8 protein-coding genes are annotated in these 19,554 nt (G+C 32.3%); 5 read left to right on the top strand and 3 right to left on the bottom strand.

What is annotated here, in order from left to right:
• Positions 1–110 precede the first annotated feature (110 nt).
• Positions 111–1,361: a hypothetical protein gene (locus Q8L85_05335; protein ID MDP1724107.1), complete on the top strand. Its 1,251-nt coding sequence runs from the start codon at positions 111–113 to the stop codon at positions 1,359–1,361.
• A gap of 814 nt (positions 1,362–2,175) precedes the next feature.
• Here Q8L85_05335 and Q8L85_05330 read toward each other — a convergent pair.
• The gene (locus Q8L85_05330) at positions 2,176–5,235 is read right to left on the bottom strand and encodes a hypothetical protein (protein MDP1724106.1); all 3,060 of its coding nucleotides are present in this window, start codon (positions 5,233–5,235) and stop codon (positions 2,176–2,178) included.
• Positions 5,236–5,518: 283 nt separating this feature from the next.
• Between Q8L85_05330 and Q8L85_05325 the strand changes: the two genes are divergently transcribed.
• The 3 genes from Q8L85_05325 (at position 5,519) to Q8L85_05315 (ending at position 12,222) form a co-directional block, all read left to right on the top strand.
• A complete protein-coding gene (locus tag Q8L85_05325; GenBank protein MDP1724105.1) occupies positions 5,519–6,535 on the top strand; it encodes a hypothetical protein in 1,017 nt (338 codons plus the stop codon).
• A 221-nt stretch (positions 6,536–6,756) separates the two neighbouring features.
• Entirely contained in the window at positions 6,757–7,989 is a 1,233-nt protein-coding gene (locus Q8L85_05320; GenBank protein MDP1724104.1) for an MFS transporter, read from the top strand.
• A 342-nt stretch (positions 7,990–8,331) separates the two neighbouring features.
• Positions 8,332–12,222 (top strand): hypothetical protein, encoded by a 3,891-nt coding sequence (locus Q8L85_05315; GenBank protein MDP1724103.1) that lies wholly within the window; start codon positions 8,332–8,334, stop codon positions 12,220–12,222.
• 190 nt (positions 12,223–12,412) lie between these two features.
• Here Q8L85_05315 and Q8L85_05310 read toward each other — a convergent pair whose 3' ends face one another.
• Both Q8L85_05310 and Q8L85_05305 read right to left on the bottom strand, forming a co-directional pair.
• Positions 12,413–16,486 (bottom strand): translocation/assembly module TamB domain-containing protein, encoded by a 4,074-nt coding sequence (locus Q8L85_05310; protein ID MDP1724102.1) that lies wholly within the window; start codon positions 16,484–16,486, stop codon positions 12,413–12,415.
• An 18-nt stretch (positions 16,487–16,504) separates the two neighbouring features.
• The gene (locus tag Q8L85_05305) at positions 16,505–18,286 is read right to left on the bottom strand and encodes a BamA/TamA family outer membrane protein (GenBank protein MDP1724101.1); all 1,782 of its coding nucleotides are present in this window, start codon (positions 18,284–18,286) and stop codon (positions 16,505–16,507) included.
• A 130-nt stretch (positions 18,287–18,416) separates the two neighbouring features.
• On the opposite strand from Q8L85_05305, the gene Q8L85_05300 reads away from it, so the two are divergent.
• A complete protein-coding gene (locus tag Q8L85_05300) occupies positions 18,417–19,550 on the top strand; it encodes an MlaE family lipid ABC transporter permease subunit (protein ID MDP1724100.1) in 1,134 nt (377 codons plus the stop codon).
• The last annotated feature ends 4 nt before the right edge of the window (positions 19,551–19,554 follow it).

The raw sequence follows: 19,554 nt of genomic DNA, 5'->3' as shown, positions 1-19,554 counted from the left end.
TCAATCGACCACAGTAGTAGAGTTTCGAAAGAAGTCTAATAAAAAAGAAACTTATTTAAGGAAGCTACGATCAAATACTTTGTTTAAACACTTTTTTATGGACATCAAAATTGCTCAAATATCTAAAAATTGCTTTGATAAGCACCTTTTTCGCCTTCAATTTTAACATCTATTCTCATGCCATAGGCGGGAAAAATGTAGAAGAAATGTCAATCGATGAGATCAGACAAAAAGGTATTTTGAAAATTGTCGACAAAAATTACACTGTTCTCGGTTCAGGCGTTTTGTTTGAAGAGGGACAAGGATTCTTAGCTCTTACAGCAAGACACGTAATCGACTCATTCAATCCTCAAGAAAAACAATTTGTTGTTCTCGGAGATCAAAAGAGAGAAATCTTAAAATTTTATAAACAGAAAACCAACCCATGCGACATCGCCGTACTTCTTCTGGCATCGCCATTTAAGAACATGACAGATCTACCAAGATTACCTTCAGAACAAGCAGCGTCCGTAGGCATCTCCTCTGATACAAATCATGGATATGGTCTCACAACAGCTCTGGATAATCCCGGAATCTTAAAAGATTCACAGGGAATTGCCAGAAAAGCAGACATAATCTACTCTTCTGTTGATCAAATTCTTCCCGAAATACGTGAAATATATAAGAGCGCAATATATAATACACTCTCCCATAATGATGCAATTATGCCGATTCTTCTCGCCCACCTGCAAATGGGTTCTTCTTCTCTAATAAGCGTAAACATTTCTCTGCCACCAACGGATTGTCCTAATGTTCCTTTGATTCATAAAATAAGCCAGGACCAGGGAGTCTTGTTGGAGGAAGGCAAAGTACTTCAATCTTCTGATAATTTTTTCTCATTAGGGGATAGTGGAAGTGCCTTAATTGATAAAAATAATGAAATTCGCGGTATCAATTCAGGATGTTTTGAGTCTTTATGGTGGAATGGCATTAGTGTTTCTTCTACAGAACCGTCAGAGGAAGCTGTAAAATTGATTTCCAAGACAACAATAGGCCGTTTAAAGACAAATATATTCTTTCTTAAAAAAGGCAGATTCCACTTTCAATTAGAAGATTACCAAAACATAACAAAAGAAGACAGAGAGGAAGACGTTTCTGGATATTCGGAAGCATTCTTAGAAGATTTCAGACAATTTCATACAACAGGACGTAGCAACTTATTTCTTAAGATGTATGCCCATTATGCAGACGAGATCCCCTTTCTAAAAGAATGGTTTAACAAGAGTGCGGGCATAAAAACAAGATTTATGACGTCCGTTCTACAATATAAAGACTGGATTCTTCGCGCAACTGATGTAGCTCTTAAAGCGGCAAAAAAATAAGACTCATGTTGGAGAAAAGAGGCTTAAAAATTTTCTTCTGACTTTATGTAGGGTTTTTTATAAATTTTGACATTGTAGTCGAGTAACAGGACACCATTATTATAGCGAACCTTAAATAATAAAATTAAAGCTATCCTATTTATCAATAAAGAGGATAGCTTTAGAAATTGGTCGTTCGAAATCCACAATTCTAAAGGGTATAATAACCTTAAAATACGACTTGGTCATGCATTTTATAATAACCCCCATAAAATAGAACAGTAGCCAAAGGAGAGATTCAGCCTTAAAGCTATAGTAAATTCTATTAATAATCGAAATTATCTGTTATAGTGTTTTTTATTAAAAATCGCACCCATTCTACTTCCCGCGGCTTGCCCCTGAGAGATCCACACGAATTTAAATACAGCAAAATCCGAGGATTTCGTCGTTGCGATGAGTCGAAGACGAAGAAGCAATCCAGAAAATAGCCTTTTAAACGCTATAAATGTTGATTTTAGAACTGGATTGCCGCGCAGCTTCGCTGCTCGCAACGACAGGTTTCTATTCTTTTCAATATGTTACACGAATTATTTCGTGTGGATCTCTCAGGGCTTGCCCGCGGGATCCATTGTAAAGAAGGTGGATTGTTAATTTGTATTGAATTTCTATGGTTTCATGGACCCCGTGGGACTTGCCGCGGGGAGTAGAAAAAAGGGGGTTAGTGGTGCGATTTTTATCAGAATTTACTATAGTTTTAGATTCAGTATGTGGAGCAACACAGATGTTTGAGGGGTGAATTTTTCACCCCTTTATCTATGAGCCGATTTTAGAAACTTTACTTTTTGAGCAATCTGTTTCGCATGAATGTCAAAATATGCTTTTTATATTCTGGATTTCCCCAATTATAATCAATGAGATCAATCATATCACTTTGATCCTCAATCATGTTTATAAAGGAATGTTTCCAAGCGGCATGGTCTATAAGGTTTCCTATAAAGGTATCATCTGATTTTTTATCAGTTGTAAACGATGTTGATTTAATCAAGAAGTTATTGATAAAATCTTTTGTCTCTTTTAGTGTAAAATTAATATCATTTAGTTCGTAGTTTATATTGTTGTTTAAAAAAACTAATTTTTGTCGTTCTTTTTGTCTAAGCGCCTGGAACAATTCCCTGTCTTCACTGGAAAGTTTATCCATAAAGGATATGTATTTCTTAGAGAGAACCCATGTTTGTTCACGATCTTTATAGTGATTTTCTAGAATCCATTTTAAGAAATCAAGAATTGTTAATTGATCCTGATTGCGATTTAGGTTGAGGTTAGCCATGGCTTTCGACAAAAATAATGATATATCATCATTCATTTCTACATCTTCAAGTTTTTCTGAAATGTTGCGAACTATTCTTAAATATGAATCAAAATATAAATTGCATGAAGATGGTATAGAAAGTATAAGTTTTTTATTTTTTTCGGCAGGGAGAAGTAAATCTATAGCTTTGGTAATATCAGAAAACCTTATTTGTCTTCTTCCATGATGATGATAATGACCAACGCCATTTATAGGTTCAGACACAACTTGTTGATATTTTAGTTTGATCATGTTTAGTATTTCTAGACAATAGCTGTATTTATTTCCATCTATTTTTAAAATATAATTTAAAAATTTATTAATTATGTCTAATTTAGTTGCAGGTTGATGGTTAGGTATGATTTTGAAGTTTTTTTCTAAGGTGAGCTCAAAATCTATTTCAAGAAATGTTTTTATTATTTTTGTTGCATTTTCAATGTACGTGTTCTTAATTAAGGCGAATTTATTAATAATTGCATTAATTTTTGCTAAATCTGACTTAGTTTTTGGTGTAAATATTTTCAAAGTAGAAAAATCAAAAGAGGGATTTTTACGTTTAAGGTAAACAAGATTTTGAAGGGTTTTTTTGATAGCATCTTCTTCAAGCAAGGCATGGTATTTAAAAAATTCTATAGTAGGTAGAATTTCTTCCCATTTGAATCCTTCGCAATTTTGTAAAATTAAATTAAGAGGTCTTGCCCAGCTATCTGAAGGCATAGGTTCGGTAAGTGCTTTTCTTACGTATTTGAACTTGTTATATTTTATATTTTCAAAACAAGAAATATAATACATTTTATTGTAAGGATGTTGATAAAATTCAAGCTTTTGAAAATGTTCATTTAGAAAATTAATTATTTCAATGTATTGTTCTTTGTTTAGATGTTTTAAAATATTGACCACATCATATAAGACTTGTGTATTGCCTATTATTAGTGTGTTCGCATATTTAAAACGTTCAAAAAACGCGTTAATTCCTAATTCACTCATAAGTATTGTTAAAGAATCAAGTGTATTTTTCATATCCTCTATTTTAAGTGTAGGGCTATTTAAAAGTAATTCTGCGCCTATTTTAGAAATATCCCATGACATGTCTGGGTAATTTTTGGCTACATAATGAATGTATTCTTTCCAGTTTCTTTCGTTTTTGTAAAAATGAACTGCCTTTTGAATGAGTGGAAAAGCTTTTGGGTTAACATCTTTAAAAAGTTGAGCAATTGAAATTTTTTCAATATCTGTGGTTATATTTTTCTTTTGAAATACATCATTTAAAAAATGTATAATATCTTCATGATGATTTTCGTCGATATTCATAAAAATGTTTAGAAAGTCATTTATGGCAGCAGGGTTTTGTTGCATATGCATATTAGCTGATCTAAAGAGAGTCGAGAATTTTTTTATGCCAAGTTTATTGTACAAATTTTGAATATTTGGTGATTGATTTTTTACGACAAAATAAAATGCCTTAATCGTAGCAAAGGAATCGGAAGGCGTCCAATTCGGGGTTTGCGCCATAGTTTTGATTTGCAACAAGATTTCGTTGCGTTTTTGAACGTCTAGCTCACACATATGGCATGTGGCAGTCCAAAGAATCTGAAGATCACCATCTATTAATTCTCCGCATCGAATAAGGGTATAATAAGTTTGAGGTGTAAAGAGATAATTATTAGTCAATATCTTGGTATTATTAACAATTTGTGGGTATTTTAAGGAATCAACTTGATTCAAAGCGTCTAGAATGGATGTGTAGTGATCAAGGCTCAAGTTTTTGCCTTCTGCGATTGATTTTGTGCATTGGATAATTTGTCTAAAATTAGCTTTTTCAATTTTTTGAAACAATTCTATAAAAGGTATTGTAATGGTGGCGTATATACCCAGAAGGTCAAGGGATAAAATGACCCCAAAGCATTGTTTAGGCGTAAAATTGTTGGTCGCAAATATTTTTTGTGCTGTATCAATAACGCCTTTTGAAGTACGAGGATCAATTGTCTTAAGGGCGCTCATGATATAAAGCAGGTAAGCTTTGTGATTTGCTTGCTTAGATAAAGTTAGGTAAAGAAAAAAGGTCCTAAGTAGCAATTGGTCATGTGGGGCGCTATCTACGAGAATCTTGGTTCCGCCTGGTTTGTAAAAGCTATTTTCTAAAAATTCTTCTAACCACATTGGGTTTTCATCGATGAGGAGATCGCAGCAAATTTTGATGGCGTCTATTGCGCTAATGTTCCATAAATAAAGTGCAGCTTCTTTTCTTAGGTTATTTTCTAATCGCGCATCTTTCATAATGCAAACAAGGTTTTCTTTGATATTTTCACTGTCCTCTAAATCTAGTGAAAGATTAGGAATAAGATCTAAAAAATCGTCTATATCCGCAAGAAGAAAATCGTTGACTTGTTTATTTTTTTTTAATTCGTCGGCAATGTAAGAATTGTATATTTTTTTCTTTTTTTGGGGCTGATACGATTCGTCTTCAATGATTTCATCATTGGATGTAGCTGAAAATGTAATGAATTGCGTTGATAATAAAAATGCCAATATAGCGAATGATTTCATGTTAAGTCCCTATTTTTTTAAACAATACTATTAATAAGCTTTACTATAAATAGATTTAAATAAAAATTCAATATAATTATATTTTTTAAGTTATTATTATTGTATTTTGTCTATAGCTTAAGATTTATTAATACTGTTTCTATTTTTTTCTTATTCAATGTAGGAGACATAACAGTTTGAAGTGAGTGTTGGACAGTAATTTAATTTCAAAATTGTCAAGTCTTTAATTTTTTTATTATAACGCGCATAATAATAAAGTTGTTTATGACTTAAGGAGAACTTGATGAAAAAAGCAATAAAATCAATATATTCTTTATTTTCAATTTTGTTTACAATCATTTTCTTAACAAATGCTAAGGCAGCTGTTGTTGATTTAAAGGATTATGAAAAAAAACCTGCTGCTATCCTTAGAGCACTTTTAAAGATCGTTAGTGAATCAACTATACAAATATGTCATTTAAAAGGTCCGACATATTCTTTCAATGCAAATTACATCGTTTTTAACCCTAAAATTGAAATTCTATTGCCTGATTCAATCGATACTCAATATGTTGTTAATTGTATGTTTCTCGAAGAATATTCGCTCGATAACATATTAGAAACGCCGCATTGTTTGTCATCATTACATAATTCACTTAAATCAATAGAAAACTCTCTTATAATGCCCATTGAAATTCAGTGGACGTATGAAACAATCAGAATTATGGTTGCATCCTCTTTTAACGGCAAAAAATTTTCGCATCAAATTATTTTAAACATAGATTCAGAAGAAAATCATCGCCTTGAACGTTCCACATTAACATCGACATTGCGTCCAACAACAACCAATGAAAAAAATAATATAAATTATGTATCTTCAAGCGAAGAAGAGTCAAAAATTGAAGATGAACATCCTGAAGATGAAGAGTCAGAAAATGATTCATCAAGTGAAGATGAAGATTCTTATACGCCCCCTAGATTAGCTTTTATAAAAGTTTCTCAACATTTTGATCTTTCAGACTCAAGCGCAGATGATGATTCGAGTGACGCTCTTTCTGTTCTTTTTGAAGAATATATAGATCATATTTCGCATAAACGCGAAACTAAACTTAAACAATTAAGACAGGTTCCTAGTGAAAATTTATATCAAGATAACGTCATACAATATTTAGAAAAAATGGATGATTCTGTAAAACAACAATCTTTGCAGATAATAAAATCAGTTGATTTTTTGCGTAGATCGCAGGTAATGTACTTAAGTGATTTTGATGAACCTCTTTCTATTTCACAAAAAATGCCCGAGAAAAAAAATTATGAGTGATAGTCTGTATGGAAACGCTATAACCTAAACAACAAAGTGCTAGACTTCTTTTGAGACTCTACTACTGTGGACGATTGATGTGTCGTTTCGGTACTCAGATCCTCATGTATGAAGAATACACTACGGTCTTCCGTGCCGAACCTCCTATCATTCGCCTCACATTAGCGAGTTTCGAAAGAAGTCTAATAAATGCGACAAACGAAATTAACAAGATGTAAAAAATGATCAATGATCTACGCGTTCTTTTTGCCCCGCTTTTAGCACTTGTCACATTAGCTATGGGCACAAGCCTTCTTTCGACATTAATCGCCATTAGTATTGATGATTTAGGGGGCTCTGATTTTCTTGTAGGTCTTGCATCATCATTTTATTATTTAGGCATGACCATAGGCGCTTTCAAAATTGAGCCTTTCGTCATTCGTGTTGGTCATATCAGGGCTTATGCCGTGTTTGCAGCCCTTATTACGGCTTCATCCCTTCTCCATTGTTTTTGGCAAAATACTTATTTTTGGATTTCTTTGCGCCTACTAACTGGTTTTGGCTTAGCAGGCATGTATATTGTGATTGAAAGCTGGTTATTGGCCCAAAGCACGCCGCTTAATCGTGCACGTATTTTAGCCATTTATATGGTTGCGTTATATGGCGCCCAATCATTAGGACAATTCCTTATTAATGTTGGCGAACCTCTTTCTTTATATCCTTTTATTTTGGCTGCCGTATTGGGGTCATTATCAATTATCCCTATTTCGATGACGCACCAGAAATCGCCCGTTTATAATGAGCATTCTGTTATTAATTTACGGAAATTATTCAAAATATCACCATCTGGTGTTTTTGGTTGTTTTGTTTCGGGCATGATTTTAAGTGCTTTATATGGTTTATTACCTAAAGCGCTTGAAGAATTCGAATTAGAGCGTATTCAAATTTCTTATTTAATGGCCACAACCATTGCAGGTGGTATGGCACTGCAATATCCATTCGGTTGGCTTGCCGACAAATTCAACAAACGTACTATGCTTATGTTGCTTAGTTTCGCAATGGCAATTATTGCTGGTCTTATTTTCTTGTTGATACATAGTGGCATCGTTGCTTTATACGCTATATTATTTGTTATTGGTGGACTTGGGTTTGTTTTATATCCTGTCGCTATGAGCCATGCTTGCGATTATGCGGAACAAAAAGATATGGTGTCGGTCACGGGTGGGCTTTTACTTGTTTATGGTTATGGATGTATTTTAGGTCCATTATTAACGTCTTTATTTATGATGCTTTTTGGCGGACTTGGATTCTTTTATTATTGCGCTGCAAGTGCTGCAGGCCTTGGGCTTTTTGTTTTTTGGCGTAGCAATCAAAGTCCACCTTTGCCTATGGAAGCACAGCACCACGTCATCGTACAAAACACCCACACAACGCCAGTGTCGAATGATTTGGACCCACGTGTACGTAATGACTAAATATTCTAAGTAGGACAATCCTTCCTATTTCAAGCTGTACAGGGTATTACGATAATAAGATTTAGAAATTCTGCATGTTTACATAGAAAGAAATGTATTTCAGGTATACTTCGTATCTGAGTTCAAAAATTTTTTACTGTAAATATTTTACACATATATTTTAAATAAATAATATTTTTAATACAATAATAGTTAAATAAATAATTTTTATATTGTATAATTTGATGGAATGTAATACAATAATTCAAAATGAGCAATCCAATATTAATTTAAACAAAACAGATTTTAAGATTTTGCCATTGTTATTTAAGTCTAAAATCTAATAATATCTATAGGAAAAAAATGAAAAAATACTTATTATTAAATGTTTGTGCCTTTTTTTTGAGTTCTTCAGTCGCATTTCCGGCTGGAAATGGGTCAGGTATTGAAACCAATGAGGAAATAATTAAGAAATCACGAAAAAGATCACTTGAAGAACCTAGTAACGAAGAACATGATACAAAACGAATGCGCCATAATTATAGTGACATAGAATGGCGTTTGTATATTGCAAAAAATGCTAATGATCGTATTTTAAGTTTAAGTGCCGCAGAACTTTTATGGAGCAACCAAGAAACAAGGAAATTTGGTCTTCAGGCCTATATACATATCGCTCGACATTCAGAAAACGTTGAAGCGCGTTTTGCAGCATCTAAATTTTTATTCAATAATCAAAAACATTGGAATAATCCAGAACATTGGAGTTTTTTAGAAGCACCAACATTCGGTCTTCAAATGCATTTATCAAGCAATGCAGAAGATGTTGAAACGCGTTTAGAAGCTGCTAAAAATTTATGGAATGATAGGGAAAACAAAGTATTTGGACTTTTAGCTTATAATTATATTGCGCGGACTATTGAAAATGTTGACATTATCACGGAGAAGAATATCAGCGTACCATTGGAAGCAATTGATATTTTATGGAAAAATAAAGCAACAAAAAAATTGGCACGTGAAGCATATCTGCAGGTTGCTCAAAATGCTGAAGATTATTCTTTACGTTTATATGCCGCGTCAACATTGTTTAATGATGAGGTAAACGATACTGAATATTATGATGCTGCGGTGCAAGCTCTTGTTGAAGTAGCTAAAAATGAAGAATGTGGTGAAGATGGTTTAAAAGCTGCGGAGTTTTTATGGCAGGATTCACGCACAAAACATAAATTTGGTTTAAGCGCCTTGTTGCACGTCATTGGGATGTCAAAGGATGAAGAAATATGTTTAGACGGATTGGATGCATTAAATGATGAAACAATCGAAAAAAAAATAATTATTCAAGTTTGTTTGGATTTTGCCAAAAAGGCAATTCAAACTGAAACGCATCAAAAATTAGCCGAAATTTTACTAGATTTAGATGTTTTAATTGACGACCCTTTGGTTGAAAAACAGCTTTCTGTTCAGGTGCTTTTGTATATCGCTCAACACTTAAAATGTGCAGAAACGCGCTTAGAAACAGTAACTAATTTGTGGGAAGATCAAGAATGTCAGCATGAATATCGACAAATCTTGATTGATATTTTAGTGGGTATTGCTAAAAATAATAAAAATGATATGTACGATTATGAAGCTCAATTTAATGCCTGCGCATTTTTATGTAATGACTTAGATTATCGAAGGGAAAATTTTCAATCAATAGCTGAACTTGTTAATATTGTTCTCGATAATACAAATTATTATAAAGATTCTTTGGATCTTATGATGGATATTTTATGGGATAATTCAGAATATCGTATACAATTTCCAGAACTTTTAATTGATAATTTTATTAAAATTACGCAACATCCTGAAGCTTTAGAATATTTTATGAAACATTGTTATAATTTTTCAGCAGAAGCAATAGATGCAATAATATTTTTATGGAATAATTCATCTTGCGATCAAATACAAAGCAACACTACACTGAAAAATATTTTGTTGAATACGCTGATTCGAATATTACTTCTTGCAAAAAAGGAATCGTCTTTACAAGTAGATCGTGTTTTATTGAATGATCCGTTAACGGAGAAAATTGCTATTAACGCTATATATTTTATAGCGACAACTACAAAATATGATTTTTTTCAACTAAATGCTATAAATTTTTTGTTGCAAAAAAGAAAATACCGCAGTCAATATCGTGAAAATTTAATAGACACTATTCTACATTTTCCAGAAGTTGAATGCCATGCTTGCTGCACTTTAATTTCAAAGATTTTCTTGGAGGATTTAAATAACCTTGAAATTAGCAGAAGCAATCTTTTAGATAATTATAAAAGACTAACTTCAGAACACCCTAATCATTTTATTCTTAATATGATGTCTTACTCTTTCTTTGGAGATTCATTCAAAGAGGAATATAACTCTATCATGCTTAATGTTTGGAGAGAATTGAAGAAGAGGGATAAGTCAACAATACTTAGTGCTCTTGTTCAAACATTAGGCGAAAGCAATTCCCTTATTCAAGAATTACTTCTTCTTTATGCGCAAGAAGATGATAATAATTCTAACAATTGTGCAATTGCATATTATGCTAAAATGATCCAAGAGTTAAATAAACCTTTTATGCATAATCCTGCTCTTTTTGAGGTGTGCTTGACGCCAGAAAGTGTTGAAGAGGTAAAAACTGAACCTGTTAGAACGCTTTATTATAAAGTAAATCACAATTTGTTCAATTATATGCCTATCGCTCAAGAGCGTATAGCAGATATTGAAGATGTAGAAATTTTGCTTGAAAATTGTACAGATGAAGGCGTGATAGGGACATCTAGGCGGGATGATTTTATAAAATATTTTGCAGAACCTTTTTCTCAAGAAGCTTTGAAGCTTCAGGCCATGGTCAAAAAATTTAGATCGATGGGTGAAGCTGGAAAAAAAAGTATATGTAATTTATTGAAAGAATTACATAGCTGCAGGCAAGGTATGAATGAAGCTATATGGATAAATTATGAAGTTGAATCTAAACCTTTGTTTTCAGCAACACTTAATAATGTAACAAATTGGTATGCGCGTCTTTTAACATTAAACCTTATTACAGATAAGTATTTATTAGAAAGATATAAAAAAGATAAAACAGAATTATCTAGCTTAATATTAACTATGATAAGTTCTGATCATGTTTTTGGTAAACATTTAAGAGGCAATAACAATGATTCTATTTTGTTAAAAGGATTGTTGGGTTCTATTGTACAAGATGAAGAAAAAATCATTGAGAACAATCCAAATGATGCCAAAATATTAGCGCCTATGTTAATTCGTGCTATGGATATTATCACAATGCTTTCAGACGCCGATAATTTTTCTGAAAATCTTCACCGATTTTGTGAAATAAACGAAATAGCTTTACCTGCTGATATTTATGTAAATATATCGGCTGAAATGATTGAAAACTTAGTAAATCTTTTAGAACCGCGCGATGTAGAAGGGCGTGGTGATTTTGACTCGATTAAAACGCAACTTCATGATTTTGTTGTTTCAAATGATTTTACACAGATTTTAAAAGATCTTACGTCTGAAACAGGCGACAAATTACGTGAACTTATAAAAGGTTTTATATCTAATAAATGGGTTGTTGGGCTTTTAAATTTGATGATGCTTTCTGAAGGCGGAAATCTTTTAGAAGCTGTCGATACAACTTATGCAAACACACGTATTGATAAAGATATTTCTTTAAGTTGGAAAAGTCTAACAGGTGAAAGCACTAAAGAAATAAATAAATTGAAACGTCAAATACTTTATAAAATAGGTGAGGAATTATTTCCAGGTCAAAATTATGCGATTTTATCTCATGAAATGGGTCAGATTGAAGGTTTTCTTGGCGCTGCCATTGGTCTTCGACCTGAAAATGAAAAACCAAAATTAGATATTTATCTTAAAAGACCATTATCTAATTCTTTGCAAGAGCTTTTAGATATATTCCATCAACATTTTACGCCAAAACAAATTATTAGTCATTTTAATGACTTGTTGAGAGAAAAAAAATGGAATGTTGAAGAACCTGTCAGTGGCACCAACATCATTTGGGTGTTATTGGCTGATTCAGCAAAAGAAATGCTTAAAGATAAGGGATTTGATGTTGATAATATAGAGATAGATTCGTATATTATTGGACATCAAAATAATACAGCAACAGAACTTGCATTAGCATTGTTTTTAACAAAAATGGGTATTTTAGTTGAATGCGATGAAAATGGTCATGATCTGATGAACGTAGAATAAAATCGTTTAAATTCAAATAATATGATCAATAATCATATGTATATTTAAACCCTGGGCTTTGGCTCAGGGAAACAATATTAGATTTCTTTAGAAAACACTACAAAAGATTGATGAAAATACACTCCAGCTTCCTCCCAAATCTCCTGTCTTACCTCGTATCAGCAAGTTTCTAAAGAATTCCATAGGTTAATCAATAATCCCATTTGCCAAAGACCCCAACATTCCCTTGCAAATCATTACTCACGCCTGTTTCAAGATTAATATGAGGCGTGAGTTCAACTTGCAATTTGCCATGGGTTTTTCTGTTTTTAAGATCTTCTTCAACGGACACTTTAATTTTATCTGTTATTTTGCTTCCGGCTTTGAGGATCGGACTTGGTCCCTTACCATCTTCATCGCTTGTATCAAATTCAAAAGTGTCTAATCCTAAAATATTTTGAATTTTTTCAAATTGTTCAAATAAAGGTAATTTTCTACCATTTATTTTATTCAACATCGTCCCTAATTTTAATGCCTGCATAGGGTTTAGATTTGCCGTTCCATGTTTAAAAAGAAGACGGGAAACAATTTCTTCTTGTGGTAATTCAGGCGACGATGTGAGTTCAATTTTAGGCGCATCAACGGATCCTGTAATATTAAGTTTTGCAATTAAATCTGATGATTTAGCTTCAGTTAAAATATAAAGATCTGGCATCAATTTATCGCTTCCGTCAAAATAAACATTGCCTTTTGTAAGGTTAAACTTCGTCCCAAATAAGGAAAAATCTCCTTTTTGTACTTTAAGCGCTCCTTTAATCCTAGGTTTTAAAATATCACCATTAATGCGACAAGCGCCCAACCACTCACTTTCAAGCCCGAAACCTGATAAAATTAAGGGGTTTTTTAAATCAACTTTCAGATCAAGATTCAACATTGAAGCATTATGTGATTGGTTTTCTGTGCAATAATCATCTTCTTCAAAAAAATCATCCACACCTTGATGTATTTTTTCTGGTATTTTTATTTTAGCGCGATTGATATCTACATTGCCTGATAAATTACTTTTTTGATTTTTTTGACCAGAAAAAACTAAATTTGCAAAGGCTTTCACATCGGCATCATCATTATTCACAATTTGATAATCATTAAAAACGACATTAAAATTATAAGGGAAACTATCCTTAAGGCTTATTTTGCCTTTCCCTTTCATTTCTCCTTTTTTTTGATCGATGGCACTTAAATTATCTAAAAGTAACTCGTTATTTTTAGCTACAATGTCACAACGAATATCGTCAAGAATGGTACCAAATTGAGCATTTTCGTAATATCCTTTTAGAAGCGAAATTTTACCCGTTGCATTTGGATCAGATATCAATCCGGCAAGTTTTAAAGAACCTTGAATTGTTCCTTCTAAAATATCTTCATAAGTCGGTAAAAAAGGCGACAAATAAGCTAAATCTAATTTCCCAGCGCAATCAATATTAATCGGCAATTTTTCATCAAACATAGGTAAAAATGATTCATGAAATAGAAGGGGAATTTTGCCTTTAAGCGTAAAATCAGAATCTTTAAGTTTTTCTTCTTTAAGACTACCCTCAAGAAGCAGCGCATTATCATTTATTTTTCCGGATAATTTTGTATAAAAAACAGGGGCAAAATCTTCACCTAAATCAAAGAGTAATTGATCTGATTCTATATCAAAATGTCCAAGAATTTCTTTTTGCTTTTTTTCAAGCATCAAATGGCCATGTATACCACCTTGAAGTGGTATTGAAGGGTTAATCAATGCAATTAAATCTGCGGGAAGATCACGCCAAGAAAATTGAATTTTCGAATTATCTTGTATTGTATCTACTAAATTTATATTTAAAAATCCTGCTAAAACACCTTTCCCAATACGCAAGCTTGTTTGTGGAAACGAAAAATTATTTTTGTGTTGCGTTAATATTAATGGTTTTGTTAAAGCATAATTTTTTTTATTAAGACTGCCTTCAAATTTGCTGAGTTGAAATAAGAAACCATCTTGTTTTTTGTCATAATGCCCAATCAAATCAAGTTCATAAGGAAAAGGTTTTGCGCCTTTAAATTTTGACGTAAGATGTGCACCATCAAAATCTCCTTCTAATTGAAGGCGTGCTTGAGAAAGATCAACATCATGTGCGCGACAATCCAAAAGACTGATATTTAATTTACCTTGTGGTTTTTTGAAAAAATCATTTAAATCCAATCGTACAAGACCATGACCTATTTCAAAAATTGTATCAACGGACGCATGCACATTTTTTAATTTTACCAAGCCCTGAGCCTGCGCATTTCCTTTTTTATCTGTGTCAAACTTAAAATCACAATCGATATTACCAACAAGTGATTCAACATTTAAGAAGGGCTCTAAAAAATCAATTTCTTTTAAATTACCTTTAATGAATCCTTGCAGATTGTTTTTAAGTATATCCCACGATAATTGTCCTAAAAGCTTTGATTCCACACCACCCAAAGACAGGTTTTGAAGTTTTAAAATATCTTTAGCATAATCAAATTGACTTGAAATATTGAGTGGTTTTTCAATTCCTACATTGACAAAAAAATCACCTTTTGTTCTTTGCGGATCAAGACTTACATTTAATTCACTCATTATTTCGGGTAATTTGTAATTTTTTATCACCATATCGTTGCTTTGAGTAATCATATGGAAATGAGGCGATTCTTTTTCTTTCGAAATTGTCGCATTAAATGTTCCTTGGACAGGCCCCATCAAGGATTCAAATCGGGTTAGATCTTGATGTTGAATATCAATCGAACAGGATGTTATGTCTTCTTTTTCAAAATCTATTGCGCCATGAAGAATAAGATGATCACCTTGGATATTAAGATTGGAAATTTCAAATTTTTCGTTTTGCTCTTTATACAAAGCTTCCACTTTGAGCACTAATTTTTGTGGATCAACAAAACTTTTGTTTTGTGTATTAAACCCTAAAAAATCTAAATCTGTATCAATTTCAATTTCTAGATTTTCGGTTAAAAAATCTTTTAAATGTAATTCTGTTTGAAGACCCAACGCTATATCTTTGACCAATCCAAATCCTGGAAAAGTTAAAGGATCCGATTTCACTTCACCATCAATATTCATCTCTAAATTTTGCCAATTGCCCTTAAAGGTACAATCTGCAGTACTTGTAGTTTTTGTAAGATAGGGTGCCTCATTAAGTGAAAAAAACGCATAAGGTTTTAAAAAAGTTAGATTAACTTTACCATCGCCCATAAGTGATGATGCTAAAATATCGGCATTGCCCACAAAAGAAAAATCAAAAACAGGTGATTGAATATGTGCATCTTTTAATTTTATCGAATTGAAATCTATATCAAAATTTGCATTTGTTGCGCATTCTTGTTCAAGTATCTTTGCAAAAAAAGGCTTTAATTCACCGTAAAAATTAGATTTTAAATTAACAGACGCCTTTAAATGCTTGGCCTCAGGTATAAGCGAAATATCGCCTAGAAAAACATTTTGTTCGCCTAAATTCGCTGTCAATTGACCTTTCCAATGATCAATAGGACCTGAGCCACTAAAAGCTATATTTGTGGGCAAAGACATTTTAAGTTTTTGTGCTAAAAATCCGTTTCCTTTATCGAATACATGCGTTAACAAACTAAGATTTTTATGCGATTGGTTATAGTCAAGATTTAAAACTGCCTCAGTTCCATTTGATTCATATAAATTAAAATTTAAAGCAATTTTAGGACTTAAAAATCCATAAGAGATAGAGCCATCTAGGTTTAAATCTAATTTTTCGCCTAAAACATCCTTTTCAAGCGCAATATGTTGAAAATTTATTTCCTGCAATGCAAAAGAGAACGGCAAACGTGGTAATTCAAGTTTAAAATCTTCTGTAGTTTTAGAAGTATCGGTAGGAATTCTTAATATGTTTATTTTTTCAACATTTATTTTTTCAATATCAATTTTACCGCGAAACAAAGAAGAGGGATTCCAAATAAAATCAATATTTTCAACGCGTGCCCAAACACCTTGTGGATCTTTTATGTCGATATAAGAAAATTTAAGGGGTGTCGGCGGGGATCCTGAAACAGGACCAAGTGTGATTTGAAAATTTTCGTCATGTATAGATTTGACAATAAACGCGCTAATGATAGAGCGTCCCTTATCCGTAAAAAGGCTTATATAAAAAATACCAACAAATGAAAAAAGTAAGATGCTAAAAAGTAAAAATAAACTCAATGAAAAACGTGTTAAACTTATTAATTTTTTAAAAAATGCTTTTTTATCCATAGACACTATAATAATCCTTTAGAATGATTGACCAAAACTTGCATAAAATTGAGCAAAACGATCAATCTTTCGGCGTTTGTTAAGTGGTACTGCAATATCAACCCTAACGGGACCGATGTCACCTAAATAATAACGTCCGCCGAGTCCAACACCCGTAAATAATTTACTATCGTAAGTTGTGCGCGACCACAAATTTTTAACTTTAATAAATTTGTTTTGACTCAAGGCACCAAAATCCATAAAAGGAACAAGTCCTAATGATTCTGTCATGCGGTAACGCCATTCAATAGCCCCTTCAAATAATGATCTTCCACCTGTTGGCATTCGATTTTTAGGATTAGTATCATTCGTTAAAGGTCCTATCATTTGATATCCATAGCCTCTGACTGAATGGGCACCACCCACGTAAAAAAGCCTCGTTTTAGGTAAGCTATTAAAAGAATTGTTTATAATTGACCCTATTTTTCCGCGTAATGCAAGAACATGAGTCGACATTTTGTCCAAAGAAAAATATTGAGATGCTTCAAAATCAACAGTAAAAAAATGAGGTTGTTTTTTATCTATAACAAAATCTGGTCGTAAAGTAACATTAAATCTGTTCCCAAATTTAGGGTCCAGTAAGTTTTTTGTTGTATCAATTGAAAGGCTTTGTGGAAAAGACAATATTCTAAATCTTTTATCATTCACTTTTTCATATGAAAGTCTAATTCCATTATTTTTTGTATAAAACTTATTAAAATTATGCTCTAACCCTATATTATAATGACGTTCAGTTGATTGATACGCATCAGTATGTTGTTTTTTTATTTCTATAGATTGCGCCAAATATTGGTTTTGTAAAAACACATCTGGTATTTTATAATTAACATCAAGACCACGTTTAAAACGTTGACGTTCATAGCCAATTTTAAAGTTTTCACCTTTATTAAATAAATTACGATGACCCCAGAATATTTTACCGCCTAAACCTTCTTCTGATGAGATATCAATACCTGCCCCAATATAATGTCTTTTATTTTCAACAACCTGAATATGAATCGGTACAATCCCGTTAATCGCTTTATCTTTTAAGGGCTTAATACTTACCCCATCAAAAACATCAGATTTAATTAAATTTTTGCGTGTGCTATCTATTAATTTTTGACTAAATACATCACCTTCTTTCCAACCCAATCGATTCAATATATAAATATTTTTAGTTTTATTATTGCCTTCAACAATTACTTGACCAAATCGCAAAAAATCATTCAACTTTATATAAACATCAATGTCTATTTTAGTATTTTCTTTATCAATTTTTAATTGATGCTTCTTAAATTCAACAAAAGGATACCCATGATTAAGTGCAAATAAAACAATTTTATCCTCAGCACGTTTAATTTTTGAAGCTTCAAAAAAATCATCTTTTTTAAGATTGTGCGTTTTATGCGGCACATCATATGGACCTAATTCAGAAAAAACTTGAAAATGCTCCAATCTATATTTTTGGCCCGCTTTAATTTTAATAATGACTGATATAGGTTGTTTCATTTCTTGAATGTCATACGTAACTTTTGCATCAATATATCCATATGATTTAAGAATTTTTTGAAAAAGTGATACATCTTTTTTAACGCGTCGTGTCAATGCCAACAATGAAGCTGGCGCATTTTCTAGTTTTTCTTGTAATTCACTTTGGCTTTTTAAAATGTCTATAATTTTTTTAGGTGCATCTGTTTGAAAAGAAAGAGTGTAATTATTTTGGATTCTTTTTTGGTGTTTTATTTTTGATGCATATAAATTAAATGTAGACAAATTCATTACAATAATGCTCAATGCAAAAAAAAGAACTCGTAAAATGAAAGAGTTTTGACTAATATTGTGCATTGAACCCTTAACCAATAATTGTCTAGCGCTTAAACCATACACTTTATTATCGGCATTTTAAACCATGGATAAGACAATAACCTATTTTTCCCAATTAACTGAAAAAAATGAATCCATTATTCATATAAAAGGAAAATGGGTGCTTTCAGAAGCAACTACTATTGAATTATTGATTCAAAATCTTGACAAAAAAAATATTAAAAAAGTTATTTTAAACTGCCAGGATCTAAAAGAACTTGATTCTGCAGGTTCATGGCTTGTTAAAACAATTGAAAAATTTTATAAAAAAGATAACATTAATGTAACTTATACGAATCTTCCTGAAAAATTTCAGAATTTATTTAACCGTATTCATCATCTTGATGATATTTCTATTCCGCTACATCAAGAAGCGCCTTTTATTGAAAAAACACTCGTATCTATAGGTGAAAAAACAATCATTGCTTGGAAGGATGGTTTAGACCTTCTAGGTTTTTTTGGTGAAGTTCTTACCATTTCGATACGCTCTATTTTAAGACCCTTAAAGTTTAGATGGACCTCTCTTTTTTATCATATACGTATAATGGGTTTTGATGCGTTGCCTATTATCGGACTTCTAACTTTTTTAGTAGGCATTGTTTTAGCGTATCAAGGCGCCACACAATTACAACGTTTTGGTGCAGATATTTATACCGTTAATCTTGTAGGGATTGCAACGCTTCGTGAATTAGGTATTTTATTAAGCGCTGTCATTATTGCGGGTCGTACAGGTAGTGCCATTACAGCACAAATTGGTACGATGGCTGTAAATGAAGAAATTGATGCACTTAAAACGATGGGTATTCATCCGTTGGAAATTTTAGTTATTCCGCGTATTTTTGCGCTGATGATTGCTTTTCCGTTGCTTACTTTTTTTGGCAATATTATGGCTCTTATCGGCGGTGGTGCTGGGTGTTGGATGCTGCTCAATATTCATCCTTATGAATATATAATTCAATTAAAACAAGCTGTTCCTTTGTCTGCTCTTTGGGTAGGACTTTCCAAAGCACCTGTTTTTGCTTTTGTGATTGCCCTTGTTGGTTGTTTTGAAGGTTTAAAAGTTTCAGGCAGTGCTGAAAGTGTTGGTATTCATACTACGAAATCTGTTGTTAAGTCTTTGTTTATAATCATTGTACTGGATGCGGTATTCTCGGTCCTGTTCACTTATTTTGATATATAGGACA

This window comes from Alphaproteobacteria bacterium (assembly GCA_030680745.1).
GTDB lineage: Bacteria > Pseudomonadota > Alphaproteobacteria > JAUXUR01 > JAUXUR01 > JAUXUR01.
The sequence above is the reverse complement of the archived record's forward strand: the minus strand, read 5'-3'. Positions and strand labels throughout refer to the sequence as shown.

Excerpts from the sequence above, each read along its gene's own strand:
- Q8L85_05330 (MDP1724106.1), bottom strand. The coding sequence starts at position 5,235 with ATGAAATCATTCGCTATATTGGCATTTTTATTATCAACGCAATTCATT.
- Q8L85_05325 (MDP1724105.1), top strand. The coding sequence starts at position 5,519 with ATGAAAAAAGCAATAAAATCAATATATTCTTTATTTTCAATTTTGTTT.
- Q8L85_05320 (MDP1724104.1), top strand. The coding sequence starts at position 6,757 with ATGATCAATGATCTACGCGTTCTTTTTGCCCCGCTTTTAGCACTTGTC.
- Q8L85_05315 (MDP1724103.1), top strand. The coding sequence starts at position 8,332 with ATGAAAAAATACTTATTATTAAATGTTTGTGCCTTTTTTTTGAGTTCT.
- Q8L85_05310 (MDP1724102.1), bottom strand. The coding sequence starts at position 16,486 with ATGGATAAAAAAGCATTTTTTAAAAAATTAATAAGTTTAACACGTTTT.
- Q8L85_05305 (MDP1724101.1), bottom strand. The coding sequence starts at position 18,286 with ATGAATTTGTCTACATTTAATTTATATGCATCAAAAATAAAACACCAA.
- Q8L85_05300 (MDP1724100.1), top strand. The coding sequence starts at position 18,417 with ATGGATAAGACAATAACCTATTTTTCCCAATTAACTGAAAAAAATGAA.